Origin of the sequence: Chelativorans intermedius (assembly GCF_025398255.1) — a bacterium.
Lineage (GTDB): Bacteria > Pseudomonadota > Alphaproteobacteria > Rhizobiales > Rhizobiaceae > Chelativorans > Chelativorans intermedius.
The window spans coordinates 58,773-83,374 of sequence record NZ_JAODNW010000015.1; the positions used below are offsets into that span (position 1 = coordinate 58,773).

A 24,602-nucleotide genomic window follows, 5' to 3' on the forward strand; every position below is an offset into this window, starting at 1 on the left:
GCTGCTGAAGCGCCCGATGGTGCCTATCGAGGAGACTCGAGACGGATCCCGCATTTCTCGCGGCAGGCACCTGGTTGCTCGCACCACACGTGGGGAAGCCGACTTTTTTCCAGCCTCCTGTAACACAACTGCCATCCTGCTGACATTTCAGCTTCACGAGAAGGCGCTACCAACGCTCCCCGACAGGACGGAACGTCCGCAAACGGGGATTGCCATGCTCGAAATCCGCAGCGTGACGCGCCGCTTCGGCGAGACGGTCGCCGTGGACGGCGTCGACATCCAGATTGCCGAGGGAGAGATGGTCGGCGTCATCGGCCGTTCCGGCGCCGGCAAGTCCACGCTCCTGCGCATGATCAACCGTCTCATCGACCCGAGCGAGGGGGCGATCCTGTTCAAGGGGCGGGAGGTTTCCTCGCTGAAGGGCGCCGCGCTGCGCCGCTGGCAGCGCGACTGCGCCATGATCTTCCAGCAGTTCAACCTCGTTCCCCGGCTCGATGTGCTCACCAACGTGCTCCTCGGCCGTCTCAATCATCGCTCCACGGCGCTCAACCTGCTGAACCTCTACAGCCGCGAGGAGCGGATACAGGCCGTCGCCGCGCTGGAGCGGCTCGACATCGCACACACCGCGCTGCAGCAGGCGGGCACGCTGTCCGGCGGCCAGCAGCAGCGTGTGGCGATTGCCCGGGCTCTGATGCAGGAGCCGAAGGTGATCCTGGCCGACGAGCCGATCGCCTCGCTCGATCCGCTCAACGCCAAGGTGGTGATGGATTCGCTTGCCGACATCAATGCCCGCGAGGGCATCACGGTGATCACCAATCTGCACACGCTGGACACCGCCCGGCGCTACTGCACCCGCATCATCGGCATGGCCAGGGGTAAGGTCGTTTTCGACGGGGCTGCGCAGGCGCTGACGGCGGAGGCCGTGCGCCGCATCTACGGCGCCGAGGCCGGGGCGGATGCGGTGCCCGAGGCCATCACCTCCACCAGCATCGAGACGCCCGCAGCCCCGGAGCCTGCCTTCGCCGGCTAGGGCGGCCTCGAACCTTCGCAACAACGCAACCGCCGGGAAACCGGCATCAGACAGGAGAGTGGGAGATGTTGAAGAAGCTTTTGACGAGTGTCGCCGCCATTGTCGCGCTGACGGCGGTCTCGGCCCATGCGGAGGATCTCAAGGAGTTCCGCATCGGCATCCTGGGCGGTGAGAACGAGGCCGACCGCCTGCGCAACTTCCAGTGCATGGTGGACAAGCTGCCGGAAGTGCTGGGCGTCGAGAAGGTCTCGCTCTTCCCGGCGGCGGATTATGATGGCGTCGTGCAGGGCCTGCTGGGCGGCACGCTCGACTATGCCGAGCTCGGCGCCTCCGGCTATGCCAAGGTCTATCTGGAAGACCCGAACGCCGTTGAGCCGATCCTCACCACGGTGCAGACGGACGGCTCCATGGGCTATCACTCCGTGATGGTGGCTCGCAAGGATTCGGGCATCCGCACGCTCAAGGACATGAAGGGCAGGAAGCTCGGCTTTGCCGATCCCGATTCCACCTCCGGCTATCTGGTTCCGGCCGTGACCCTGCCGAAGGCGATCGGCATGTCGATCGAGGAATATTTCTCCGAGACCGGCTTCGGGGGCGGCCACGAAAACCTGGTGCTCGAGGTGCTGAAGGGCACCTTCGACGCCGGCACGACCTGGGCTTCCGGCGTCGGCGACTTCTCGGAAGGCTACACCTCCGGAAACCTGCACAAGATGGTCGAGAAGGGCATTCTCGACATGGACGACCTGGTCGAGGTGTGGAAGTCGCCGCTCATTCCCAATGGTCCGATCGTCGTGCGCAGCTCCATGAACGATGAGATGAAGCAGGCTTTCAAGGCCTTCATGATGGAGCTTCCCGAGAGCGACCCGGACTGCTTCTCCGCCATCCAGGGCGGCGACTTCAAGGGCTTCACGGAGGTCACGCCGGCCTTCTATGAGCCCATCATCGACGCGCGCCGCGCGCTGATCGGGTCCTGATTCCTGAAAGAAACTGGAGGGGAAGCGCCGCCCGCGTGGCGCTTCCCCGCATCCTGGTCCTTCTCCCCATGAGCGCATCCACACACGGCACGGTTCCGTCCCCGGCGGTGCTGTCGGTCGAGCGGCACTGGCAGGCGCTGGTGGCGCGGCGCAGGCTCTACACCGCGGGCGGCCTTCTCCTCCTGCTGCTCGCGCTCGCTGGCTCGCTGTGGTTCGCCAACGCCACCAACGCCGGCAAGTTCTTCGACCGGCTGCCCTATTTCTTCGATTTCATCGGCCAGCTCGTGCCGCGCGACGGCTGGGAGGTGTGGCGGGCGCTCTTCGACCTGCCGTCGCCCCATGACGACGGGAGCCTGAAATACAATTACCCGGAAGGCCGGGTCTATCTCACCGAGACGCTCTATCTGCCGGAATATTTCTACAAGATGCTGGAGACGATCAACATCGCCCTCGTTGCGACGCTGATCGGCTTCGGCATCGGGTTTGTCCTGTCGTTCCTGGCTGCCTCCAACCTCACCACCCGGCGGTGGCTGCGCTTCTTCGCGCGCCGCTTCATGGAGCTGTTGCGGGCCTTTCCCGAGATCGTGATCGCCGGCTTCTTCCTGGCCGTCCTCTCGCTTGGCGCCGTGCCGGCCATCATCGCGGTCGCCATCCACACCATCGGCGCGCTCGGCAAGATGTTCTTCGAGGTGGTGGAAAATGCCGACATGCGCCCGGAGGAGGGGTTGCGCGCCGCCGGCGCCAACTGGGTGGAGCGCGTGTGGTTCGCCATCGTGCCGCAGGTGCTGCCCAACTTTCTGAGCTACGGGCTGCTGCGTCTGGAGATCAACGTGCGTGCCTCCACCATCATCGGCGCTGTGGGCGGCGGCGGCATCGGCGAGGCGTTGCGCCTGTCCATCAGCCGCGGCCACGAGGCCAAGACGCTGGCCATCATTCTTCTGCTGTTCACCACCATCGTTGCGGTCGATCAGTTCTCCGCCTGGCTGCGGCGGCGTCTTGTCGGTCGCCAGGCTTTCGAGTTCGCACGCGGAGGCTGAGATGACGCGTCTTTCCGCCGCCGAGGAAGAGGCGCTCGTCGCGCGCCACCCCGGTGTCTTCGCAGGCTCCCTGCGCAGCCGCCTGACCGGCTGGCTGGTGGCCGCCGGCATTGCCCTTTACCTCGCCTTTGCCTGGTGGTTCTTCTCGGTCGGCCAGGTCTTCTCCAACGGCAACTGGGACATCGCCGGCAGCTATCTGGCCGACTGGGTGTCCTACGAGGTGCGCCCGGACATCGCCTATCGCGACAATCACCTGGACATCTCCTACCCGCGCTTTTCGCCCCTTGGAGAAAACCCCGCGCCCGAATGGCTGGAGACCAGGCGCGCGGTGGTCGAGATCCGTGCCGAGGAGCCCGCCTCCGCCGCCACCGGCGGCGCCACAACGGGCACCGGCTTTCTGGGAAGCGTCGAGGGCGGCGCGGAAAGCTTTCTGGGGCGCACGGAAAGCCCGGCGGGCGGCGGGGCGTCCGCCGCCGAGCCGCAGGCCGGCGCCCCGCCACAGCCGGCGCGGCGGCAGGAAGCGGTTGTGGAAGCAACGGTGCACTTTTCCTCAAGCGCCCGTCTCGACATTGCCGTGGGCCTCGTGACCGTCACCCGTGGCGGCGAGACGCTCATCCTCGACATCACGCCCGACGGGCGCGTGGAGCCGCGTGGCACCCTGCCGGCCTGGGCCTCGCAGCGTGCGCCGGGAGCCAAGGTGATCGCCCGTTTCGGCTTCTCCGGGCGCGCCGAGATCGAGGGTGACGAGGTCAAGGTGCGCCGACGCTTTCTCGGTTGGGAGAACTTTTTCTTCGATGCGCGTTCGCCCTTCTGGGGCCTGTCGGCGGGGGAGGTGGCGCGCGTCGTGCTCTTCGGCGAGCGGCTGGAGCCTGAAAGGTCCAATGCGGCGCTGGCCTGGGACAATTTCCTCAACAATGCCGAGTGGCAGCATGGCGATGTGTGGTTGAAGCTTCTGCAGACCATCGCCATGGCCTTCGCCGGCACGGTCCTGGCCACGCTTCTCGCCTTTCCGCTCGCCTTTGCCGCCGCGCGCAACATCTATCCCAACCGCATCGCCAACTTCCTCTTCAAGCGGGTGTTCGATTTCCTGCGCTCGGTCGACATGCTGATCTGGGCGCTGTTCTTCACCCGTGCCTTCGGGCCGGGGCCACTGGCCGGGATTGCGGCCATCTTCTTCACCGACACCGGCACCTTCGGGAAGCTCTACTCGGAAGCGCTTGAAAACATAGACGACAAGCAGCGCGAGGGCGTGCGCTCGGTGGGCGCTTCGCCGGCGGCGGTGCAGCGCTACGGCGTCCTGCCGCAGGTGTTGCCGATCTTCCTCAGCCAGTCGCTCTATTTCTGGGAATCCAACACGCGTTCGGCCACCATCATCGGCGCCGTGGGCGCCGGTGGCATCGGGCTCAAGCTGTGGGAGGCGATGCGCACCAACTCCGACTGGGAAAACGTCGCCTATATGGTGCTTTTGATCCTGCTCGTGGTTTTCGTGTTCGACAATGTCTCGAGCGCCCTGCGCCACCGGCTGATGGGGACGGCGCGCCGCTGAGAAGCCCTGCCTTGCCAGCCACCTGCCTTTGAAGCGATGATGCGGCCTTGGCAGGGACAATGGAAAGAAGCGACGCGCAGACAGGCACGACCGGCACCCGGCGCACGGGGCATGCGGGGGCGCGGCTGCGCGTCTGGCTGACGAAGCCCCGGCCCATCGGCTTCTTCCTGTTCCTGGTGATCGTCGTCACCATCGCCCCGGCGCTCGCCGTCTCCACGGTGCTTCTGCAGCGCAACGATGCCGCGCAGCGCGAGGTGGTGAACACTCTGGCAGAGGCCATGGCCGATTCCATCGCCGAGGCGGTGGACCGCGAGCTCAGCGCCATGGTCACCACGCTGCGGGTGCTGTCCACCACCCCGTCGCTCGCCGCCGGCAACATCGAGGATTTCTACAACCGGGCAAGGCTGGCCCTCATCGGCTCGGAATCGCATCTGATCCTGCTCGATTCCGGTCTGCGGCAACTGGTGAACACACGCCGGCCCTTCGGTGCGCCGCTTGGCCCCCCGGCCGATCCGGCGACGCTCGAACAGGCGCTCGAAACACGCATGCCGGTCATTTCCGGCGTGTTCCACGACGGCGAGACGGGGCGGTGGATGTTCAACGTCATCCTGCCGATGGTGCGGGAAAACCGGCCGGCGCGCCTTCTGGTGATGGCGCGCGCCGCCGAGACCATCGCCGAAACGCTGTCGCAGCAGATGCTGCGTGGCGGCTGGAACGCCGCCCTGCTCGACCGCTACGGCCATGTGGTCGCCGCGTCGTCGCTGTCGTCGGCGGTGGGCAAGCCGTTCTTTCTCGACGTGCAGGCGCAGCCCACGCCGCAGACGGTGATCGGCAGGATGGAGGACAGGTCCGCCTCCTACATCGCCATTGTCGAGCAGACGACCTTCAGCGGCTGGCAGGTGGTTGCCTGGGCGCCCACTGCCGCCGTGGAGCAGCCCATGCGGCGCACGCTGCGCCAGCTCTTCGGCGGCACCCTCATCATCATCGCCATCGCCACGGGCGCGGCCTGGCTGCTCGGCCGGCAGATCGCGCGGCCCGTGCGGCGTCTGGCGCGCGACGCGCACCGGCTGGGGGCGGGCGAGACGGTGGAGGCTGCCGTCTACCCGATCGCCGAGTTGACCACGGTCTCGGCCGCACTCGCCGAGGCCGCGAGGGACCGCGAGCAGGCGGAGAACGACATCCGCCTGCTCATGCGCGAGGTCGCGCACCGGGCCAAGAACCAGCTCACCGTCGTCTCTTCCATGGCCAAGCAGACCGCGCGCAGCGCGCGGTCGCTTCCCGCCTTCCTCGACTCTTTCCAGAAGCGGCTCTACGGGCTGGCACGCTCGACGGACCTGCTGATCGCCGGCGGCGCCTCGGGGGTGGATCTCAAGGCGCTGGTCCTGGCGCAGATCGAGCCCTTCAGGCCCGAGGATGCGAGGCGGCTGGAGCTTTCCGGTCCGCCCTTCCGCCTCGGCAACCAGGCGGCGCAGACCCTCGGCGTGGCGGTGCACGAGCTGGCCACCAACGCCGCCAAATATGGCGCATTCTCCACCCGCACGGGCCGGCTTGCGGTCTCCTGGCGGGTGGAGGAGGACAGGCTTATCATCGTCTGGCGCGAGCATGTCGAGCGTGCCGGCCGCCGCCGCCCGGCAAAACGCGGCTTCGGCACCGAGATCATGGAGCGCATGTTGGGCGGCACGCTGAACGCCAGCATCTCCCGCAGCTTTCACCGCGACGGGCTGGAATGCGTCTTCATCATTCCGGTCGAGCGCCTCCTGCCCGACGGCACCCGCCAGGGGGAGGGATAGGTGCCGGCGCGGTTTTCTCTGGCAATCCGGGTCATTTTGCCCTATATGCGCCGCGATACCGCGCGATTGCGCTGTCTCGAACGCATGGCCCTGGCTGGACGACATCCCGGCTATGGGCGTCGAACTCCTCGAACACAGGAAAGGACGAACGATGTCGATCACTGCCGAGCGCAAGCAGGAACTCCTCAAGGAATTTGCGACCGCCAAGGGCGACACGGGTTCGCCGGAGGTGCAGGTCGCGATCCTGACCGAGCGCATCAAGAACCTGACCGAGCACTTCAAGGATCACAAGAAGGACAACCACTCCCGCCGTGGTCTTTTGAAGCTCGTCTCGCAGCGCCGCCGCCTCCTCGACTACGTGAAGAGGAAGGACGAGGCCCGCTACCGGGCCTTGATCGAGCGGCTGGGGCTGCGCCGCTAGAATCGGCTGGCGGGCCCGCCGCGCGCGGGCCCGTCGCCGTTCATGCCGGTGCTGGCGCACCGGCGCCGGCCCTTCGCCAAAGCAAGCGGAAGGCCGCCGAAGGACAGGTCATGGGGCAGGATTGCAGGATGCTTGAGCGGCCGGAGGGCCGAAACGCCAAGCCTCCCGTTGTCTTGCCCATGGCTCGTCCCGACAACCAGGACGTGAAGGAGACCGCCCAGGCCCCGGCCTTGGCGGCTCCTTCGGCAAAACCAAGGACAAGACATGTTCAATCAACACAAAGTGGAAATCGAATGGGGTGGGCGTCCGCTCATCCTGGAAACGGGCCGGATTGCCCGCCAGGCCGATGGTGCGGTGCTGGCCACCTATGGGGAGACCGTGGTGCTGGCCACCGTCGTTTCCGCCAGGGAGCCCAAGCCCGGCATCGACTTTTTCCCGCTCACCGTCAACTACCAGGAAAAGACCTTCGCCGCGGGCAAGATTCCCGGCGGCTACTTCAAGCGTGAAGGCCGCCCCACCGAGAAGGAGACGCTCACCTCGCGCCTCATCGACCGGCCCATCCGCCCGCTCTTCGTCGAGGGCTACAAGAACGACACGCAGGTCATCGCCACCGTTCTCCAGCACGATCTCGAGAACGACCCCGACATCGTGGCCATGATCGCCTCCTCCGCCGCGCTCACGCTTTCGGGCGTGCCCTTCATGGGGCCGGTGGGTGCGGCGCGCGTCGGCTATATCGGCGGCGAGTACGTGCTCAACCCGCATCTCGACGAGATGGACGAGACAAAGCTCGACCTCGTCGTTGCCGGCACCAGCGATGCCGTGCTGATGGTGGAATCGGAGGCCCAGCAGCTGCCCGAGGACGTGATGCTGGGTGCCGTCATGTTCGGCCACAAGAGCTTCCAGCCGGTCATCAATGCCATCATCAAGCTGGCCGAGGTTGCCGCAAAGGAGCCGCGCGAATTCCTGCCGGAGGACCTTTCCGCGCTTGAGGGCGAGATGCTGAAGCTGATCGAGGACGACCTCAGGGCGGCCTACAAGATCACCGACAAGCAGGAGCGCTATGCCGCCGTGGACGCGGTAAAGGCCAGGGTGAAGGAGACCTTCCTGCCGGAGGGCGAGGAAGCGCCGCAGTGGACGCCCGATCAGGTGGCCGCCGTCTTCAAGGCGCTGCAGGCCAAGATCGTGCGCTGGAACATCCTCGACACCGGCACCCGCATCGACGGGCGCGACCTGAAGAGCGTGCGGCCCATCGTCGCCGAGGTCGGCACCCTGCCGCGCACCCATGGCTCGGCCATCTTCACGCGTGGCGAAACCCAGGCCATCGTGGTGGCGACGCTCGGCACCGGCGAGGACGAGCAGTATGTGGACGCGCTGACCGGCACCTACAAGGAAACCTTCCTCCTTCACTACAACTTCCCGCCCTATTCGGTGGGCGAGACGGGACGCGTGGGCGCGCCCGGGCGGCGCGAGATCGGCCATGGCAAGCTCGCCTGGCGGGCCATCCACCCGCTTCTGCCCGCGCAGGATCAGTTCCCCTACACCATCCGCGTGGTCTCGGAGATCACCGAGTCCAACGGCTCCTCCTCCATGGCCACCGTCTGCGGCACCTCGCTGGCGCTGATGGATGCCGGCGTGCCGCTGGCAAAGCCCGTCGCCGGCATCGCCATGGGCCTCATCAAGGAGGGCGACCGCTTCGCCGTGCTCTCCGACATTCTGGGTGACGAGGACCACCTGGGTGACATGGACTTCAAGGTGGCCGGCACCGCCGACGGCGTTACCTCGCTGCAGATGGACATCAAGATCACCGGCATCACCGAGGAGATCATGAAGGTCGCCCTCGACCAGGCGCGGGACGGGCGCCTGCACATTCTTGGCGAGATGGCCAAGGCGCTTTCGGAAAGCCGCAGCGAGCTGGGCGAGTTTGCCCCGCGCATCGAGGTGATGACGATCCCGACCGACAAGATCCGCGACGTCATCGGAACGGGCGGCAAGGTGATCCGCGAGATCGTCGAGAAGACCGGCGCCAAGATTAACATCGAGGACGACGGAACGGTGAAGATCGCCTCTTCCAATCCCAAGGAGATCGAGGCGGCGAAGAAGTGGATCCACTCCATCACCGCCGAGCCCGAGGTGGGCCAGATTTACGAGGGCACGGTCGTCAAGACCGCCGATTTCGGCGCCTTCGTCAACTTCTTCGGCCCGCGCGACGGCCTGGTGCACATCTCGCAGCTCTCCGAGGGTCGTGTGCAGAAGACCACGGATGTCGTCAAGGAAGGCGACAAGGTCTTCGTCAAGCTCATGGGCTTCGACGAGCGCGGCAAGGTGCGCCTGTCCATGAAGGTGGTCGACCAGAAGACCGGCAAGGAGATCGTGCCGGAGAAGAAGCAGCACAAGGAAGAAGCCGAGGGCTGATTTCCCCGGCTTCCGGCTGTAGAACGGGCGCGGCCTCGGCCAGCGCCCGTTTTCGTGTCACGCCATGAACGACGCCCTTCGCACGCTTCTCTTCCCCTTCGAGCGCGGCCTCGTGGAGCCGCCGCGGGACGGCGCGCGCGTGCTCCTCTTCGGTGCCGGGGCGGGGCTGAGCCTGCCGGCCGACCTTGCCGCCGGCCTTGAGGTGGTGCAGGGCTTTCGCTCCGATTTCCTGGCGCTGCGGCGCGCCGGCTTTTCCGTCTCGCCGCGGCTGGAGGAGGGCGGCGCGGCCTGCGGTGCGGCCCTGCTTCTGCTTGGCCGCCACCGGCGAGAGAACGAGCAGCGGCTGGCGGCTGCTCTTGCCTGCCTGCGTCCCGGCGGGCTTCTGCTTGCCGCCGGCACGAAGCGGGACGGCGCGCCGGCCGTCGCCCGGCGCCTGTCCTCCCTGCTGCCGCTCGAAGGGCGGCTGGCCAAGCATCATGGCATCGTCTTCTGGCTGCGCCGTCCGCACATGCTCGACACGGCGGCGCTTGCAGCTCTGGCCGGCACGCCCGCGCGAACGCCGGAGGGATACGAGACCGCCGCCGGCGGCTTCTCCGAGGGCAGTGTGGATCCGGGCTCCAGATTCCTGGCCGACAATCTGCCGGCCGGCATTTCCGGTCAGGTGGCGGATTTCGCCGCCGGCTGGGGCTATCTCTCGCTGCGCCTGGCGCGGGATGCCGCCCTGGCGGCGCTCGATATCTACGAGGCGCATCACGCGTCGCTGGAGGCGGCGCGGCGCAACATGACCGCCCATGCGCCAGGGCTCCGCTGCCGTTTCTTCTGGCACGATCTCCTGAGCGAGCCGGTGGAAAACCGCTATGACGTGATCGTCATGAACCCGCCCTTCCACCGCAGCCGCGCCGCCGAACCGGATATGGGCCGCGCCATGATCGCCGTGGCGGCACGGGCGCTGAGGGCGGGCGGCCGGCTCTATCTGGTCGCCAACCGCGCGCTGCCCTATGAGCAGGCAATACAGGCCGCCTTCCCCCGTCACGGCGAGCTGTGCCGCGATGCCGCCTACAAGGTGCTGTGGGGCGCCCGTTAGACCGGTTCATCGTTTCAATGAAACGCTGATCCGATCCATCTCTTTGTTTTTGCCGCATTTGTGCGACGCCAGATGATTCCATCTGGCTGCAAAATGCTGTAGGCCGATCTACTTGCCCGCCTCGGCCTTCTCCGCCGCCTCGCCGGACTGCTTGAGTTCCTCGAGCGTCGGCATGGAGACGATGTGATAGCCCGAATCCACATAGTGGATTTCGCCGGTCACGCCCGAGGAAAGCTCGGACAGCAGATAGAGTGCCGAGCCGCCGATTTCGTCGATCGTGACGGTGCGGCGCAGCGGCGAGTTGCGGCGCTGATAGGTGAACATGTGCCGCGCATCGGCGATGCCCGCGCCTGCCAGCGTGCGCACGGGGCCGGCGGAGATGGCGTTGACGCGGATGTTGCGCGGTCCGTAATCGTTGGCGAGATAGCGCACGCTCGCCTCCAGCGCCGCCTTTGCGACGCCCATCACGTTGTAGTTGGGCATCACGCGCACCGAGCCGGCATAGGTGAGTGTGAGCGCACTGCCGCCATTCTCCATCATCGCCGCCGCCCTGCGTGTCACCTCCGTGAAGGAATAGCAGGAGATGACCATGGTGCGGATGAAGTTCTCGCGCGTCGTGTTGGCGTAGAGGCCCTTCAGCTCGTTGCGGTCGGAAAAGCCGATGGCGTGCACGATGAAGTCGAGCGTGCCCCAGCTTCTCTGCAGCGTGTCGAACACGCTGTCGATGGTGGCGCTGTCTTCCACGTCGCAGGGCAGAAGCAGCTTCGAGCCCACCTGCTCGGCCAGCGGCTTGACGCGCCGCCCGAAGGCTTCTCCCTGATAGGTGAAGGCAAGCTCGGCGCCCGCCCCCGCAAGCCGCTTGGCGATCCCCCAGGCGATCGAGTGATCGTTGGCGACCCCCATGATCAGGCCGCGCTTGCCCTTCATCAAACCATCCATCGCCGGTCCTCAGCTCTCATATCGCTGGAAGACCAGCGTGGCGTTGGTGCCGCCGAACCCGAAGGAGTTGGACAGCACCCTGTCGATCTTGGCGTTGTCGATGCGCTTGCGCACGATGGGCACGCCCTCGAACTCGGGATCGAGCTCCTCGATATGCGCGCTTTCGACGATGAAGCCCTCCTTCATCATCAGCAGGGAGTAGATGGATTCCTGCACGCCCGCCGCGCCCAGCGAGTGGCCGGTCAGCGACTTGGTGGAGGCGATATGGGGGATGTCGTCCCCGAACACCTCGCGGATGCCCTTGATCTCGCGCGAGTCGCCCACCTCGGTCGCCGTGCCGTGCGTGTTGATGTAGTCGATCTTGCCGTCCACGGTGGCAAGGGCCTGGCGCATGCAGCGCACTGCACCCTCGCCGGAGGGCTGCACCATGTCGAAACCGTCGGAGTTGGCGCCATAGCCGACGATCTCGCCATAGATCTTGGCGCCGCGCGCCCTGGCATGCTCCAGTTCCTCCAGCACCAGCACGCCGGCGCCGCCGGCGATGACGAAGCCGTCGCGGTTCACGTCATAGGCGCGCGAGGCGGTGGCCGGCGTTTCGTTGAACTTCGACGACATGGCGCCCATGGCATCGAAGAGGTTCGACATGGTCCAGTCGAGATCCTCGTGGCCGCCGGCGAAGACCATGTCCTGCTTGCCCCACTGGATGAGCTCGAAGGCATTGCCGATGCAATGCGCCGAGGTCGAGCAGGCGGAGGTGATGGTGTAGTTCACGCCGTGGATCTTGAACCAGGTGGCAAGCGTCGCCGAAGCCGTGGAAGACATGGCCTTCGGCACGGCGAAGGGGCCGATGCGCCTGGGGCTTTTCTTTTCACGGGTCGTGTCGGCGGCCTCCACGATGGTGCGCGTCGAAGGCCCGCCCGAGCCCATGATGATGCCCGTGCGTTCGTTGGTGATGTCCTTCTCTTCGAGGCCGGCATCGGCGATGGCCTGCTCCATGGCCACGTGATTCCACGCGCCGCCCTTGGAGAGGAAGCGCAGCGCGCGCCTGTCGACATGCTCCGTGGGGTCGAGCGTCGGCGCTCCCCACACCTGGCAGCGGAAGCCGTGATCGGCAAAGTCCTGTGAAAAGCTGATGCCCGACCTGGCCTCGCGCAGCGAGGCCGTAACCTCCTCGGCATTGTTGCCGATGGACGATACGATGCCGAGGCCGGTGACTACCACGCGTCTCATATCGTTCTCCCCGGCCGCCCGTGCGGCCTTTTCGCAAACGGTTGAAACTCAGGCGCCCTGCTGGGCCAGGCCGACCCTCAGATCGCTGGCCGTGTAGATGGTCTCGCCGTCGGCCTTCAGCCAGCCATCGGCGATGCCGAGCACCAGCCGGCCGCGCATCACGCGCTTGAAGTCGACGCCATACTCCACCTTCTTGTTCTTGGGTGTGACCATGCCCTTGAACTTGACGTCGCCCGTCGACAGGGCCATGCCCTTGCCCGGCAGGCCCAGCCAGCCGAGGAAGAAGCCCGTCATCTGCCAGAGCGCATCGAGGCCCAGGCAGCCGGGCATGACCGGATTGCCGATGAAGTGACAGGGGAAGAACCAGAGGTCCGGCTTGATATCCAACTCGGCGCGAATGTAGCCCTTGCCGAACTCACCGCCCTCGGCGCTGACTTCGGTGATGCGGTCGAACATCAGCATCGGCGGAGCCGGAAGCTGTGCATTGCCCGGGCCGAACAGCTCGCCGCGGGCACAGGCCAGAAGGTCCTCGTATTCGTAGCTGGATTTTGTCTGCGCCATGAATTCCCGTTTTCGTTCGAAGCCCGCCTGCCGGGCCGATGGTGCAATTTCCCTATCACAGCTTCTTTCCGGTAGGAAACAGCTTGAAGGCATTATCCGATGCGGGATTTCGGCGCATTTGGGACATTGTACCGCTATTGATCGCCTGCTGGTCCCGGAATATATGTGATTGGCTAGGATAAGGGGCCTTTTGCGGGCCTCTTCCAGGGAGATTGATCGGCAAAGGGCAGGAAGGGTTTTCTTGACCGCTCAGGATTTCAATCACTACGGCCCCGCCGCTGAGCAGCGCGTCAGGCAAGCGGGGTTGCGTCCGACGCGCCAGCGTGTGGCGCTGGCGCAGCTTCTGTTCGCCTCCGGCGACCGCCACATCTCGGCCGAGGAGCTGCATGAAGAGGCGCTCGGCGCGGGCGTGCGGGTCTCGCTCGCCACGGTCTACAACACGCTGCACCAGTTCACCGAGGCAGGAATGCTGCGCATTCTGCCGGTGGAGGGGTCGAAGACCTATTTCGACACCAACACCTCCGACCATCACCATTTCTTTTTCGAGGACGAGAACCGCCTCGTCGACATTCCCGAGGGGCCGGTGCAGATCGCCAATCTGCCGGTTCCGCCCGAGGGCATGGAAATCGCCAATGTCGATATCGTGGTTCGCCTGCGGCCGAAGGAAAGGCGGGCCAACTGACGGGCAGGCCGGGAATGCGGCCATCCCCCGGACGGCACCGCCGACCGCTTCTCGCGCATGGCGGCCCGGTGGCGTCTAGTCTTCCACCGTCTCGCCCGGATAGACGCCCCAGATCAGGGACTGGCTCATCCAGCCTTCAAGGCTTGCGAAACGCATGCGGCACCACGTGCCGTCGCACGATTCCACCTGCCCCAGAGCGCCGGGCTCCACCTCCGCGATGCGGCGCGCGCCTTCGTCGGGCCGCGCATGGAGCGGAACGCTCGCCTGCCTGTCCTTGAGCCAGGGGGCGACAAGGCCGGTGCGCCGACCCGAAAGCAGCGCACTGTGGATCCAGCCTTCCGCGCCCTCGGCATCGCGCACGCGGCGCCAGCTGTCATATTCCTGGATCACCTCCATGGGCAGCCCCTCGCGCAGGTATAGCCACTCCACCGCATAGTCGGTGCCGGGGCCCACGCGCATGTTGACGCGGCCGGCCTTCAGGCTGACGAAACGCGGCAGCGGCAGTCCGCTCGGGCCCCGTTCCACCTGCTGCGCCCCGGCCGGGGAGGGGGCCATGGCGGGCAGCGCCGCAGCCGCCAGGGCTGCGAGAACGGCAATCGGCACGAACTTGCGAAACATCGCCAAAAGCGGCATTCCATTCTCCCGGCTGGCAGGGGCAACCGGAGGCGTGCGCTGGTTGCGACGGCAGCCCCTGGCAAGACGGCTTTCGCCTTTTTCTTTGTCTTGGCCGTGCCTGCTTGCTAGACATCGAAACCCTTGGACTGCAAGCGGGAACGGCGTGGTCTTGAAGTGTCGCCGCTCTTGGTTAAAGAGGTCTCAACGGGAAGGGATCGAGGTACCCATGGCCGGCAGAAAAAAGCCACTTGTCGTCATAACCCGCAAGCTGCCGGACCAGGTCGAGACGCGCATGCGCGAGCTCTTCGACGCGCGGCTGAATGTCGATGACAGGCCGATGAGCCAGCCCGAGCTCGTGGCGGCGGTCAAGGAGGCCGATGTTCTGGTGCCCACCATCACCGACCGCATCGACGCCGCGCTGATCGCCCAGGCCGGCGAGCAGCTTCGCCTCATCGCCAATTACGGCAACGGCGTGGACAACATCGACGTGTCGGCGGCCGGCGAGCGGGGCATCACCGTCACCAACACACCCAACGTGCTTAACGAGGACACCGCCGATATGACCATGGCGCTGATCCTGGCGGTGCCGCGGCGGCTCACGGAGGGGGCGGCCGTCCTCGCCGAGGACGGCAAGTGGGCCGGATGGTCGCCCACATGGATGCTGGGCCATCGCATCTGGGGCAAGCGGCTGGGCATTGTCGGCATGGGCCGCATCGGCACGGCGGTGGCGCGGCGGGCCAGGGCCTTCGGCCTGTCCATCCATTATCACAACCGCCACCGTGTGGCGCCGATGATCGAGGACGAGCTCGAAGCCACCTACTGGGACAGCCTCGACCAGATGCTTGCCCGCATGGACATCATCTCCATCAACTGCCCCTCCACCCCCGGCACCTTTCACCTGCTGTCGGCGCGGCGGCTGGCGCTGATGCAGCCCTCCGCCTATCTGGTCAACACCGCGCGCGGCGATGTGGTCGACGAGGATGCGCTGATCCGCATGATCGAGGAGGGCCGGCTCGCCGGCGCCGGTCTCGACGTGTTCGAGCATGAGCCCGCGGTGAACCCGAAGCTCGTCAAGCTTGCCGCCCGCGGCAAGGTGGTGATCCTGCCGCACATGGGGTCGGCCACCATCGAAGGCCGCATCGACATGGGCGAGAAGGTGATCATCAACATCCGCACCTTTTTCGACGGGCACCGGCCGCCGGACCGCGTGCTGCCCAGGAAGGCGGGCGCGGAGCGATAGGCGCAACGCCTATCCGGCCTGGCGGGCGCGGTAGCGTACCGTCTCGAAACGCGCCGCCAGCGCGTCGTAAAGCAGAAGCCGGCCGATGAGCGGCTCTCCGATGCCGGTGATAAGCTTGATGACCTCCATGGCCTGCAGCGCGCCCATGACGCCGGTCAGGGCGCCCACGATGCCGGCTTGGGCGCAGCTTGGCACGAGGCCCGGCGGCGGCGCTTCGGGAAAGAGATCGCGATAGGCGGGGAGCGGGGCGCCCCGCGCATCCGTCTCGTAGGGCTTGAGAACGGTCAGCGAGCCATCGAAGCGGCCGACGGCGGCGGTGACGAGCGGCCGCCGCTCCGCCGCGCAGGCATCGGCGAGTGCGTAACGGGTGGCGAAATTGTCCGAGCCGTCCACGGCCACGTCGTAGCGCGCCACGAGGGGGCGCGCATTGTCTGCCTCCAGGCGCAGCCTGTGGGCCTCCACCGCCACATGCGGGTTGAGGCGGGCAATCGCGGCGCGCGCGCTGTCCACCTTGGGCATGCCCAGCGAGGCGCTGTCATGGATGATCTGGCGCTGCAGATTGGACAGGGCCACGTGGTCGTCGTCCACGATGCCCAGCGTGCCGACACCGGCGGCGGCCAGATATTGCAGCACGGGCGCGCCGAGGCCGCCCGCGCCGAGCACCAGCACGCGGGCGCGCTTCAGCTTCTGCTGGCCGGCGCCGCCGATCTCCGGCAGCACCACGTGGCGCGCATAGCGTTCCAGCTCTTCGGGTGAAAGTTGGCTCATGCGGGAACCTTATCGCGTGATGCCGTGCCTGTCAGGTGGCCGGTCGCACCGTGCCCGCGGCCACGGTGAAGAAGCGCGCCCGGCCTTCGAGGCTGGAGAAGAGCGCGGCTTCCGTGCCGGTCATGAAGGCTTGGCAGTTCAGCTCCTCCAGGATCGCAAACAGCGCTGCCCGCCGTCCAGCATCGAAATGCGCCGAGATCTCGTCGAGGAGCAGGATGGGGGCGGTGCCCGAAAGCTCCGCCGTCAGCCGCGCATGGGCAAGCACCAGGCCAACGAGCAGCGCTTTCTGCTCGCCGGTCGAGCAGCGCTCCGCCGGCATGTCCTTGGGGCCGTGGCGCACCAGAAGCTCGCTCCTGTGCGGGCCTTCCAGCGTGCGCCCCGCCGCCCGGTCGCGCGGCCGCCCGGTGCGCAGGCGGGCGCGAAACGCCTCCTCCACATCCACCGCCGGCATGGCGCCCATCTGTTCGTCGAGCGTGCCCTGAAGGGCGACCTGCGCCTTGGGGAACGGCGTATCGGCGGGCAGGCGCTCCATCATCGCCGCCAGCAGGCGCACCATCTCGGCCCGCGCTGCGGCGATCGCCACGCCCGTCTCTGCCATCTGTGTCTCGATGGCCTCGAACCAGGCATCGTCGTGCGTGTCCTCGGTCAGCAGGCGGTTGCGCGCCCGCATCGCCTTCTCGTAGTCGAGCGCGCGGCGCCCATGCGCCGGGTCGATGGCCAGCACCATGCGGTCGAGAAAGCGGCGCCTGTCCGAGGCAGGGCCGGTAAAGAGCGTATCCATGGCAGGCGTTACCCAGATGACGCGCACCCACTCCAGAAGGGCGTCGATCCCGCGCGCCGGCTCGCCATTGATGCGCACGCGGCGCCCGGCATCCTGGGCATCCGCACCGGCGGTGCCGGTGCCAAGGCTGCAGGTGCCGAAGGGACCTGCGACCTGCGCATGGACGGCGAAGCCGCCGGCGCTGCCCAGGGTCGCCGCCTCCTCCAGCGTGGCGCGGCGCAGGCCGCGGCCGGGCGAAAGGAAGGAGACGGCCTCCAGCAGGTTGGTCTTTCCGGCGCCGTTCTCGCCGGTCAGCACCACCGCGCCGGGCCCCAGCGAAAGCGACAGGGCGCGATAGTTGCGGAAATTGGTGAGCGTCAGTTTCTCGATATGGACCTGCGCCGGGCGCCCGCTCCCGCCGGCTGGCTGCGAAAGCGCCGTCACACCCGCATCGGCATCAGGACATAGAGCGCCCGCTCGTCGGACGTGTCCTGGATGATGGTGGGCGAGCCGGCGTCGGCCAGGAGAAACTTCACCTCCGCACCGGAGAGCTGTGCGGCCACGTCGAGAAGATAGCGGGCGTTGAAACCGATCTCGATGGGCTCTGCCTCGTAGCCGGCCGGAATCTCCTCCGTGGCGCTGCCGGAATCGGGGTTGTTGACCGTCAGCGTCACCTGCCCGCCGGCGATGGACAGTTTCACCGCGCGGCCGCGCTCCGAGGAGATGGTGGAGACGCGGTCGACGGCGGCGGAGAAGTTCTGCCGGTCAATCAGCAGCTCCTTGTCGTTGGTCGTCGGGATGACGCGCTGATAGTCCGGGAAGGTGCCGTCGATAAGCTTGGAGGTGAGCACCACGCTGCCGATGGTGAACCGGATCTTGGCCTCCGAAAGCTCCACCGTCACCGCCACATCGGGATCGTCCACCAGCTTCTGCAACTCGCCCACGGTCTTGCGCGGGATGATGATGCCCGGCATGCCCTCCGAACCCGCCGGCGCCTCGATCTCGGCGCGCGCCAGGCGGTGGCCGTCCGTCGCCACGGCGCGAAGCTTCAGCGCGCCGTCGACCTCCAGCGTGTGGAGGTAGATGCCGTTGAGATAGTAGCGCGTCTCCTCCGTGGAGATGGCAAAGTGCGTCTTCTCGATGAGGTCGTGCAGCGCTTCCGACTCGAGGCGGAAGATGTGCGAGAACTGGCCTGCGGGGAGCGCGGGAAAGTCGGCCTGCGGCAGGCATTGCAGGCGGAAGGAGGAGCGGCCGGAGACGACGGACATGGCATTGCCGCTCTCGTCCATCTTCAGCATTACCTCCGCGCCGTCCGGCAGCTTGCGCACGATGTCGTAGAGCAGGTGCGCCGGCACGGTGGTGGCGCCGGCCTGCTCGACATTGGCGGGGGCCGCCTCCGTCACCTCCAGATCGAGGTCGGTGGCCTTCATCTCCAGGCTGGCGCCATCCGCCGACAGCAGCACGTTGGAGAGGATGGGAATGGTGTTGCGCCGTTCCACCACCCGGTGCACATGGCCCAGGGACTTCAGAAGGTTTGAACGTTCAAGAACTACACGCATGACCGGTGAGACTCGCCTGGATGAGAATTCGGGCGCGGTTGGGACCGCGCCCATCGCGGCGCCGAGGCCGGATTTGCTGCAAACTGACAGGAAATTTTCGGGAAAGGCAAGCCCGCGGAAAGGCCACAGCCGTTTTCCGCGGGCTTTTTGGGGATAACGCCCGCCCGGCGGGCGGTCGGCCTCAGGCCTGTTCGCTGATCAGCCGTTTCAGCAGCTCGATCTCCTGGGCAAGTTGCCGGTCGTCGCCCGACATGCCCTCGATCTTGCGCACCGCGTGCAGCACCGTTGTGTGGTCGCGCCCGCCGAAACGACGGCCGATCTCGGGCAGGGAGCGCGGCGTCAGCACCTTGGCCAGATACATGGCCACCTGGCGCGGCTTGACGATGGTGCGCGTGCGCCGGTTGGACAGGAGCTCGGTCTTCGAAACGTTGTAGTGGCGCGCTACGATGCGCTGGATGTCCTCGATGCGCACGCGGCGCGGCTCGCCGGAACGGCAGACCGGCCCCAGGATCTCGTCGATGCGCTCCAGCGTGATGTGGGGCTCGAAGGATTGGCGGAACACGAGCTGGTTGAAAGCACCTTCGAGCTCGCGGCCGCTGCCGGTCACGGTGCGCGCCACGTGCTCCAGCACCTCCAGCGGAATGTTGAGCGAATGGTCCTCCGCCTGCGCGGCGGCGAGGCGCTGCTTGAGGATGGCGAGGCGCAGCTCGTAGTCGGGCGGCGAGATCTCCAGCGAGACGCCGCCATTGAGGCGCGACTTGACGCGCGGTTCGAGCGATTCCAGCTCGGCGGCCGGCCGGTCCGCCGCCACCACGACCTGCCGGGCGCTGTCCAGCAGCATGTTGAGCAGGTGGCAGAACTCGTTCTGGATCGACTTGCCCTGCAGGAACTGCATATCGTCGATGATCAGCAGGTCGATGTCGCGCAGCTGTTCCTTCAGCGTCAGCGCGTTGTTGTCGCGGATGGCCGTGGCGAAACGCCACATGAAATACTCGGCCGTCAGATAGACGACGCGCGATTGCGGCCGGTACTTCAGCGAGGCGGCGGCAATGGCCTGGAGAAGGTGGGTCTTGCCCAGCCCCACCGCCGCGTGCAGGAAGAGCGGGTTGAAGCGCACCGCGCTGGAGGCCGACTCGGCCACCGTGCGCGCGGCCGCATAGGCGACGCGGTTGGATTTGCCCTCGATAAAGGAATCGAAGGTGTAGCGGCTGTCGAGAGGCGAGCCGAAGATGTTGGGGCGGCCGGCAGGCTCTGCCCGCCCGACGCTCACCCCCGCGAGCCGCTTGCCGCCGAGCGGCTGGGCGGTCGCAGGCCCCTGCGCGGGGTGGGCGATCTTGCGGGTCGCCGCCCGCTTGGCCTCCGGCCGGTGGCCGCTGCCGCGGGTGGCCGTGCGCACCACGAACTCCACCTTCAGGACCGAGGGGTCCTCCGCCCGCCACAGCTCGGTGATGAGGTCGAGATAGTGGCCGTTGATCCAGGCGCGCAGAAAGGCGGTGGGCACGGAAATGCGGACGATTCCCTTGGAGGTCTCCGCCAGCTTCATGCGGCCGAACCAACTGGAATAAACCTCGGTCCCCAGTCTGGCCTTCAACTGTGCCCTGACCCGATCGAAGACGGCGGATGCCCCGCCATTGGCCGCTTCTTCCCCCTGGGCTGCGGGATTGTGAAAAGACAAGGCTCCCTCAGCTTCCCGTTCGACGCCGCTTTGCATCCTCGTTTCCCTGTTAAAAACGTTTGTTCTTCAAACAGACGCGTTCCCGCGCCAAACACGTCCGGCCCGCCCGTTCCGTGTGCCCAATATTTTTTGCCCCTCTCTCGGTTTCCGCCGGCAGCGCACCTCCTTTTCCTGTCCGTCTCTGGTGTACCCGTCCCGTCCCGCCGGATCGACCCGCTGCCGCATCGAACCAAAGGAAGGCATCTTCCGGCTGTCGACCAGACCAAACCTTCCATTGCGGCAATGTCGATCCCCCGGGACCCCTCAAACCGTCGCTCGGACAAAAGCAGGCCGTCGCGCGGAAGATGCCGCGCGGCAAATGCTGCCTTTTTGGCTTGGTCTCTTCAGGCGCTGCGCCTGTCCTTGCGATGGGGTGACAATACCGAAATCCGGCCGGAAAGGGCAAGGCCGACGCCATCGCTTTTTTCGCCGCTCCGGTGCCGCCCGGCAGGGCGAAATCCCCTTGGCCGGCGCAGCAAAAACGATAAGCCATTTTGATTCAATAAGCTTTTGGGAGGGGTGCGGAACGCCGCCGCGACGCAAAAAGAAATAAAAAAATCTGCTTGACATTCGCGGACTGCGCGGGGCTCGCGGATGACACCCGCAACCTGTGGATAAAGCCCCATAAGACATTGTTATATAATAAATATTTTCCTTCGAGGCGAGTCGCGCGAAGGGCGTGTATGACAGTTTTCCTAGCGCTGCGGAAATGCCGCCGGCAAATAAAAAACGGCCACGGCGGAACAACGCCCGGGCGGGGTGCTCCAACCTATTGGCCGGCAAAGAAAAACCCGACCCAGAAGGCCGGGTTCGCAAGCAATGTCGATGAACAGCCTAGGCGCCGAGCGCCTTCACCCGACGGGATAGCCGCGAAACTTTCCGCGAGGCGGTATTGCGGTGAAGAACGCCCTTGGAGGCAGCGCGCATCAGCTCCGGCTGGGCCGCCCTGAGCGCGTTCTGCGCCGCTTCCTTGTCGCCAGCGGCCAGCGCCTCTTCAACCTTGCGGACGAAGCTGCGGACGCGCGAGCGGCGGCTCTTGTTCACCGCGGTACGGCGGGCAATCTTGCGCACCGCCTTCTTGGCCGAAGTGGTGTTGGCCATCTGTCCTCTCTCATCTCAATGGGTGCTGTCGCGAGGCCGCTCTGTTCTCCGGCTCCCGGGCACCACGCACAAACGAAAAGGGCAGCCGACGGGCCGCCTCGATCGGAGCGGCTTATAGAGCAGCTTTCCTGGCGCGTCAACGCCCTGTCGCCCCCCGTCAGCGGTTCCTGAACTGGGCCGATCGCTTCTCGATGAAGGCGGTCATGCCTTCCTTCTGGTCATCGAGTGCAAACATGGCATGGAAGACCCGCCTTTCATAGCGCAGGCCCTCGGCCAGCGTCGTCTCGTAAGCGCGGTTGACGGCCTCCTTGGTCATCATGACGGCGGGCAGCGAGAACTCGGCAATCTTGCTGGCCACCTCCAGCGCCTCCTCGATCAGCTCGCCCGCCGGCACCACGCGCGAGACGAGGCCGCAGCGCTCGGCCTCCTCGGCGTCCATCAGGCGCCCGGTCAGGCACATCTCCATGGCCTTGGACTTGCCCACGAAGCGCGTCAGGCGTTGCGTGCCGCCCATTCCGGGCATGACGCCGAGCGTGATCTCCGGCTGGCCGAACTTGGCGTTGTCGGCGGCGATGATGAAATCGCACATCATGGCAAGCTCGCAGCCGCCCCCCAGCGCATAGCCGGCCACGGCGGCGATCACCGGCTTGCGCACGCGGGTGAACCGCTCCCAGCCGGAGAAGTAATCCTCCATATAGGCTTCGATGTAGGTCTTGGCCTGCATTTCCTTGATGTCGGCGCCGGCGGCGAAGGCCTTCTGCGAGCCGGTCAGCACGATGGCGCCCACCTTGGCATTGGCGTCGAAGGCTTCCACCGCGTCGATGATCTCTTCAAGCACCTGCGAGTTGAGCGCGTTCAGCGCCTTTGGCCGGTTGAGCGTGATGAGCCCCACACGTCCCCGCGTCTCCACCTGGATCGTCTCATGCGCCATGACGGTCGTCCTTTCCCTCGGGTTGGCGTTCTGCAATAGCCTATCGCTGGCAGGCCGGACAATAGAAGGTGGAACGCCCCGCCTGCACGATGCGCCGCACCGTGCCGGCGCAGCCCTGCCGGGGGCAGGGGCTTCCGGCGCGGTCATAGACGCTGAAGCTGTGCTGGAAATAGCCGAGCGTGCCATCGGCCTGCATGTGGTCGCGCAGCGACGAGCCGCCGGCGGCGATCGCCTCGGCGATGACGGCGCGCACGGCCTCGGCAAGCCGGGCGCTGCGCGTCGTTCCCCTGCCATCGCGCCCGGCCAGCGTCGAGGCGGCGCGGCGTGGCGACAGGCCGGCGCGCCACAGCGCCTCGCAGGCATAGATGTTGCCGAGCCCGGCGATCACGCGCTGGTCCATGAGGACGGCCTTGAGGGGTGCCCGCCGGCCGGCGAGAAGCCGGGCAAGCAGCGCCCCGTCCAGCGCGTTGCCCGTCGGCTCCACCCCCAGCGAGGCGAGAAGCGGGTGCGCTTGAAGCGTTGCGGCCTCGCCCAGCACCATGAAGCCGAAACGGCGCGGATCGTTGTAGACGACGCTGAGCGGCGGGCCATGCCGGCTTTCCAGGTGAAAGACGACATGGTCGTGCCGCCCGTCCTTGCCGCGCGGATGGTGGAAGCTGCCGGCAATCCGCGCCGTGCCGTCCTCGATGCGGAAGGAGCCTGACATGCCGAGATGGCAGATGAGGACGGTGCCGTCCTCCATGTGCATCAGCAGATATTTCGCGCGCCGCGCGAGCGCGGTGATGCGACGGCCGGCGAGCCGTTCGCCGAGGTTCCGGGGCAGGGGAAAGCGCAGATCCGGGCGGCGCAGCTCCACCGCCGCAAGCCGGGCGCCCTCCATCGCCGGCTGCAGACCGCGGCGAACGGTCTCGACCTCGGGCAGCTCAGGCATCGGCGCGCAGCACCGGCAGGAAGGAGACGCCGTGACGGCCGGCCGGCAGGCCCAGATGGGCAGCCACCGTCTCGCCGATGTCGGCATAGCTTTCCCGCAGTCCGACGGAGCCCGGCGAAAGCCCGGGTCCCGCGCCCAGGATGGGCACGCGCTCGCGCGTGTGGTCGGTGCCCTTCCACGTGGGGTCGCAGCCATGGTCGGCAGTCAGCATCAGCATGTCGCCCGGCTTCAGCCGCGACAGCGCCTCCGGCAGGCGGCGGTCGAAGGCTTCCAGTGCCGCAGCATAGCCCGCCACGTCGCGCCGGTGACCGAAGGCGGTGTCGAAGTCCACGAAGTTGGTGAAGACGAGGTCGCCTTGCCGCGCGTCCTCCATGGCCGCGAGCGTGGTGTCGAACAGTGCCATGTTGCCGGCCGCCTTTCGCACCTCGCTCACGCCCTGGTGGGCGAAGATATCGCCGATCTTGCCCACGGCCAGCACCCGCCCGCCGCCCGCCTGCACGCGGTCGAGCAGCGTGGGCTCGGGCGGCGGCACGGCATAGTCGCGCCGGTTGTAGGTGCGCTGGAAGGTGGCGGCATCCTCGCCCACGAAGGGGCGCGCGATGACGCGGCCGATGGTGTAGTCATCGACGAGGCGGCGCGCCGTCTCGCAAAGGTGATAGAGGCGCTCCAGCCCGAAATGGGTCTCATGGGCGGCGATCTGGAACACCGAATCGGCCGAGGTGTAGCAGATGGGCTTGCCCGTGCGGATGTGCTCCTTGCCCAGCCGCGCGATGATCTCCGTGCCCGAGGCATGGCAATTGCCGAGAATGCCGGCAAGCCCCCCCTCCGCCACCAGCCGCTCGGTCAGTTCCGCCGGAAAGGCGGGCACCGTGTCGGGAAAATAGCCCCAGGCGAAGGGCACCGGCACGCCGGCGATCTCCCAGTGGCCGGAGGGCGTGTCCTTGCCGGAGGACCGTTCCGCCGCCGCGCCGAAGAAGCCGCGCGCCCGCCCGTCCGGCGCCTTGCCGCCGGCGGCGATGGCCGCGGCGTGGTCGAGGCCGAGCGCGCGCATGTTGGGCAGGTGCAGCGGCCCCTGTCTCAGGCCCTGCCTGTCCGCCCTGCCTTCGGCGGCGGCCTGCGCGATGTGGCCGTAGGTGTCTGCGCCCTCGTCGCCGAACTGGGCCGCATCCGCGGCATGGCCGATGCCGAAGGAATCGAGGACGAAAAGAAACGCGCGCGCCATGGCCTTCTCCCAGTGAGACACACACATAGAAGCGCCGGTGCGCGTTGGCAATCTG

At 66.8% G+C, this 24,602-nt stretch carries 22 protein-coding genes; 10 read left to right on the forward strand and 12 right to left on the reverse strand.

Translation table 11 applies throughout. From position 1 onward, the window contains the following. Positions 1–214: 214 nt before the first annotated feature. From phnC to NYR58_RS12140, 8 genes are all read left to right on the forward strand, one after another. Positions 215–1,030: a phosphonate ABC transporter ATP-binding protein gene (phnC, locus tag NYR58_RS12105; RefSeq protein ID WP_261521084.1), complete on the forward strand. Its 816-nt coding sequence runs from the start codon at positions 215–217 to the stop codon at positions 1,028–1,030. A 65-nt stretch (positions 1,031–1,095) separates the two neighbouring features. After that, positions 1,096–2,004, forward strand: a complete 909-nt coding sequence (phnD, locus tag NYR58_RS12110; protein ID WP_261521090.1) for a phosphonate ABC transporter substrate-binding protein — start codon at positions 1,096–1,098, stop codon at positions 2,002–2,004. Between the two features lie 68 nt (positions 2,005–2,072). Beyond that, positions 2,073–3,041, forward strand: a complete 969-nt coding sequence (gene phnE, locus NYR58_RS12115; protein WP_261521092.1) for a phosphonate ABC transporter, permease protein PhnE — start codon at positions 2,073–2,075, stop codon at positions 3,039–3,041. Between the two features lies 1 nt (position 3,042). Beyond that, positions 3,043–4,587: a phosphonate ABC transporter, permease protein PhnE gene (gene phnE, locus NYR58_RS12120; protein ID WP_261521093.1), complete on the forward strand. Its 1,545-nt coding sequence runs from the start codon at positions 3,043–3,045 to the stop codon at positions 4,585–4,587. Between the two features lie 59 nt (positions 4,588–4,646). Next, entirely contained in the window at positions 4,647–6,377 is a 1,731-nt protein-coding gene (locus NYR58_RS12125; protein WP_261521101.1) for a sensor histidine kinase, read from the forward strand. Positions 6,378–6,528: 151 nt separating this feature from the next. Continuing rightward, positions 6,529–6,798, forward strand: a complete 270-nt coding sequence (gene rpsO / locus NYR58_RS12130) for a 30S ribosomal protein S15 (protein ID WP_261521102.1) — start codon at positions 6,529–6,531, stop codon at positions 6,796–6,798. 264 nt (positions 6,799–7,062) lie between these two features. Continuing rightward, the gene (gene pnp, locus NYR58_RS12135; protein ID WP_261521104.1) at positions 7,063–9,210 is read left to right on the forward strand and encodes a polyribonucleotide nucleotidyltransferase; all 2,148 of its coding nucleotides are present in this window, start codon (positions 7,063–7,065) and stop codon (positions 9,208–9,210) included. Between the two features lie 64 nt (positions 9,211–9,274). Further along, positions 9,275–10,294 (forward strand): class I SAM-dependent methyltransferase, encoded by a 1,020-nt coding sequence (locus NYR58_RS12140; RefSeq protein ID WP_261521105.1) that lies wholly within the window; start codon positions 9,275–9,277, stop codon positions 10,292–10,294. Between the two features lie 108 nt (positions 10,295–10,402). On the opposite strand, the gene fabI is transcribed toward NYR58_RS12140, so the two are convergent. Genes fabI through fabA form a run of 3 tightly spaced genes read right to left on the reverse strand, consistent with a single transcriptional unit; the run spans position 10,403 to position 13,024 of the window. Continuing rightward, positions 10,403–11,233, reverse strand: coding sequence for an enoyl-ACP reductase FabI (gene fabI, locus NYR58_RS12145; RefSeq protein ID WP_261521107.1), 831 nt, complete (start codon positions 11,231–11,233; stop codon positions 10,403–10,405). A 9-nt stretch (positions 11,234–11,242) separates the two neighbouring features. Then, positions 11,243–12,463 (reverse strand): beta-ketoacyl-ACP synthase I, encoded by a 1,221-nt coding sequence (gene fabB / locus NYR58_RS12150; RefSeq protein WP_261521109.1) that lies wholly within the window; start codon positions 12,461–12,463, stop codon positions 11,243–11,245. Positions 12,464–12,511: 48 nt separating this feature from the next. Further along, positions 12,512–13,024: a 3-hydroxyacyl-[acyl-carrier-protein] dehydratase FabA gene (gene fabA, locus NYR58_RS12155; protein ID WP_261521111.1), complete on the reverse strand. Its 513-nt coding sequence runs from the start codon at positions 13,022–13,024 to the stop codon at positions 12,512–12,514. Positions 13,025–13,265: 241 nt separating this feature from the next. Between fabA and irrA the strand changes: the two genes are divergently transcribed. After that, positions 13,266–13,706, forward strand: coding sequence for an iron response transcriptional regulator IrrA (gene irrA, locus NYR58_RS12160; protein ID WP_261521113.1), 441 nt, complete (start codon positions 13,266–13,268; stop codon positions 13,704–13,706). Between the two features lie 75 nt (positions 13,707–13,781). Here the strand turns inward: irrA and NYR58_RS12165 are convergent, their stop codons facing one another. Next, positions 13,782–14,339: an SH3 domain-containing protein gene (locus NYR58_RS12165; RefSeq protein ID WP_261521121.1), complete on the reverse strand. Its 558-nt coding sequence runs from the start codon at positions 14,337–14,339 to the stop codon at positions 13,782–13,784. Positions 14,340–14,547: 208 nt separating this feature from the next. Between NYR58_RS12165 and NYR58_RS12170 the strand changes: the two genes are divergently transcribed. Beyond that, positions 14,548–15,561, forward strand: coding sequence for a 2-hydroxyacid dehydrogenase (locus NYR58_RS12170; protein WP_261521123.1), 1,014 nt, complete (start codon positions 14,548–14,550; stop codon positions 15,559–15,561). Positions 15,562–15,570: 9 nt separating this feature from the next. On the opposite strand, the gene NYR58_RS12175 is transcribed toward NYR58_RS12170, so the two are convergent. From NYR58_RS12175 to NYR58_RS12210, 8 genes are all read right to left on the reverse strand, one after another. Then, positions 15,571–16,329: a molybdopterin-synthase adenylyltransferase MoeB gene (locus NYR58_RS12175; RefSeq protein ID WP_261521126.1), complete on the reverse strand. Its 759-nt coding sequence runs from the start codon at positions 16,327–16,329 to the stop codon at positions 15,571–15,573. Positions 16,330–16,360: 31 nt separating this feature from the next. Further along, positions 16,361–17,533 (reverse strand): DNA replication/repair protein RecF, encoded by a 1,173-nt coding sequence (gene recF / locus NYR58_RS12180; protein WP_261521132.1) that lies wholly within the window; start codon positions 17,531–17,533, stop codon positions 16,361–16,363. Then, positions 17,530–18,648: a DNA polymerase III subunit beta gene (dnaN, locus tag NYR58_RS12185; protein WP_261521133.1), complete on the reverse strand. Its 1,119-nt coding sequence runs from the start codon at positions 18,646–18,648 to the stop codon at positions 17,530–17,532. The genes recF and dnaN overlap by 4 nt, the downstream gene beginning before the upstream one ends. 181 nt (positions 18,649–18,829) lie before the next feature. After that, positions 18,830–20,359 carry a chromosomal replication initiator protein DnaA gene (gene dnaA / locus NYR58_RS12190; RefSeq protein ID WP_261521134.1) on the reverse strand — a complete coding sequence of 510 codons (1,530 nt, stop codon included), beginning with the start codon at positions 20,357–20,359 and terminating at the stop codon, positions 18,830–18,832. 837 nt (positions 20,360–21,196) lie between these two features. Continuing rightward, positions 21,197–21,463, reverse strand: a complete 267-nt coding sequence (gene rpsT, locus NYR58_RS12195) for a 30S ribosomal protein S20 (protein ID WP_261521135.1) — start codon at positions 21,461–21,463, stop codon at positions 21,197–21,199. 157 nt (positions 21,464–21,620) lie between these two features. Continuing rightward, positions 21,621–22,394 (reverse strand): enoyl-CoA hydratase, encoded by a 774-nt coding sequence (locus NYR58_RS12200; protein ID WP_261521136.1) that lies wholly within the window; start codon positions 22,392–22,394, stop codon positions 21,621–21,623. 40 nt (positions 22,395–22,434) lie between these two features. Beyond that, entirely contained in the window at positions 22,435–23,325 is an 891-nt protein-coding gene (mutM, locus tag NYR58_RS12205; protein WP_261521137.1) for a bifunctional DNA-formamidopyrimidine glycosylase/DNA-(apurinic or apyrimidinic site) lyase, read from the reverse strand. Next, positions 23,318–24,547: a phosphopentomutase gene (locus NYR58_RS12210; protein WP_261521138.1), complete on the reverse strand. Its 1,230-nt coding sequence runs from the start codon at positions 24,545–24,547 to the stop codon at positions 23,318–23,320. Before NYR58_RS12210 ends, mutM begins: the two co-directional genes overlap by 8 nt. Positions 24,548–24,602 lie beyond the last annotated feature (55 nt).

Excerpts from the sequence above, each read along its gene's own strand:
- phnC (WP_261521084.1), top strand. The coding sequence starts at position 215 with ATGCTCGAAATCCGCAGCGTGACGCGCCGCTTCGGCGAGACGGTCGCC.
- phnD (WP_261521090.1), top strand. The coding sequence starts at position 1,096 with ATGTTGAAGAAGCTTTTGACGAGTGTCGCCGCCATTGTCGCGCTGACG.
- phnE (WP_261521092.1), top strand. The coding sequence starts at position 2,073 with ATGAGCGCATCCACACACGGCACGGTTCCGTCCCCGGCGGTGCTGTCG.
- phnE (WP_261521093.1), top strand. The coding sequence starts at position 3,043 with ATGACGCGTCTTTCCGCCGCCGAGGAAGAGGCGCTCGTCGCGCGCCAC.
- NYR58_RS12125 (WP_261521101.1), top strand. The coding sequence starts at position 4,647 with ATGGAAAGAAGCGACGCGCAGACAGGCACGACCGGCACCCGGCGCACG.
- rpsO (WP_261521102.1), top strand. The coding sequence starts at position 6,529 with ATGTCGATCACTGCCGAGCGCAAGCAGGAACTCCTCAAGGAATTTGCG.
- pnp (WP_261521104.1), top strand. The coding sequence starts at position 7,063 with ATGTTCAATCAACACAAAGTGGAAATCGAATGGGGTGGGCGTCCGCTC.
- NYR58_RS12140 (WP_261521105.1), top strand. The coding sequence starts at position 9,275 with ATGAACGACGCCCTTCGCACGCTTCTCTTCCCCTTCGAGCGCGGCCTC.
- fabI (WP_261521107.1), bottom strand. The coding sequence starts at position 11,233 with ATGGATGGTTTGATGAAGGGCAAGCGCGGCCTGATCATGGGGGTCGCC.
- fabB (WP_261521109.1), bottom strand. The coding sequence starts at position 12,463 with ATGAGACGCGTGGTAGTCACCGGCCTCGGCATCGTATCGTCCATCGGC.
- fabA (WP_261521111.1), bottom strand. The coding sequence starts at position 13,024 with ATGGCGCAGACAAAATCCAGCTACGAATACGAGGACCTTCTGGCCTGT.
- NYR58_RS12165 (WP_261521121.1), bottom strand. The coding sequence starts at position 14,339 with ATGCCGCTTTTGGCGATGTTTCGCAAGTTCGTGCCGATTGCCGTTCTC.
- NYR58_RS12170 (WP_261521123.1), top strand. The coding sequence starts at position 14,548 with ATGGCCGGCAGAAAAAAGCCACTTGTCGTCATAACCCGCAAGCTGCCG.
- NYR58_RS12175 (WP_261521126.1), bottom strand. The coding sequence starts at position 16,329 with ATGAGCCAACTTTCACCCGAAGAGCTGGAACGCTATGCGCGCCACGTG.
- dnaN (WP_261521133.1), bottom strand. The coding sequence starts at position 18,648 with ATGCGTGTAGTTCTTGAACGTTCAAACCTTCTGAAGTCCCTGGGCCAT.
- dnaA (WP_261521134.1), bottom strand. The coding sequence starts at position 20,359 with ATGCAAAGCGGCGTCGAACGGGAAGCTGAGGGAGCCTTGTCTTTTCAC.
- rpsT (WP_261521135.1), bottom strand. The coding sequence starts at position 21,463 with ATGGCCAACACCACTTCGGCCAAGAAGGCGGTGCGCAAGATTGCCCGC.
- NYR58_RS12200 (WP_261521136.1), bottom strand. The coding sequence starts at position 22,394 with ATGGCGCATGAGACGATCCAGGTGGAGACGCGGGGACGTGTGGGGCTC.
- mutM (WP_261521137.1), bottom strand. The coding sequence starts at position 23,325 with ATGCCTGAGCTGCCCGAGGTCGAGACCGTTCGCCGCGGTCTGCAGCCG.
- NYR58_RS12210 (WP_261521138.1), bottom strand. The coding sequence starts at position 24,547 with ATGGCGCGCGCGTTTCTTTTCGTCCTCGATTCCTTCGGCATCGGCCAT.